This is a genomic window from Jeotgalibacillus soli, assembly GCF_000829435.1.
Classification (GTDB): Bacteria; Bacillota; Bacilli; order Bacillales; family Jeotgalibacillaceae; genus Jeotgalibacillus; species Jeotgalibacillus soli.
The window spans coordinates 1-530 of record NZ_JXRP01000024.1; the positions used below are offsets into that span (position 1 = coordinate 1).

Here is a 530-nt window from a genome sequence, read left to right on the forward strand (position 1 = left end):
TGAATGCATGTGAGATTGGAACCTATTCAATCAATGAAATCACCCAAATGTACAAGGTGCATAGATCTAGCATTATGAAATGGAGACGTAGTTTCGATAAGTATGATGCCGAAAGTCTTAAAAAATCTCTTATTAACAAGTATATCAATGGGTTAAAAAGTATGAAAATGGCGGGGATGAAGCACTTAGAGATAACCGCACAAAAGACCTGCCTGAGTGCCATTCTTGGCCTATATGATGGATCAATTGTCAGCGTATTGGGCAATAATCAGCTTGTGTTTGATACACTTGACGAAGCCTTAGCTATTTCTCCAGAAGCACATCTTCTTTTACATAATGATCGAGGATTTTAGTATACCTCTCTTGGGTTCAAACGGAAGACAGATAAAGTTAAGATGAAGCAAAGTATGTCACGTGTTGGAAAATACATGGATAATGGACCAATGGAATCTTTCTGGGGTACCCTCAAGTGTGAAAAGTATTCTTTACATAAGTATGATACGTTTGAAGAGCTTTCGAAGGCGAATGAT

Annotated in this window: 1 protein-coding gene and 1 pseudogene; both read left to right on the forward strand. The window is 37.7% G+C overall.

Features of this window, described 5'->3' with window-relative positions; translation table 11 throughout:
- Nucleotides 1–353 (forward strand): annotated as a pseudogene (locus KP78_RS20870) (hypothetical protein); the annotation flags it as partial.
- 42 nt (nt 354–395) lie between these two features.
- The coding region (locus KP78_RS19805; RefSeq protein WP_157841538.1) for an integrase core domain-containing protein at nt 396–530 on the forward strand (135 nt) is incomplete at its 3' end.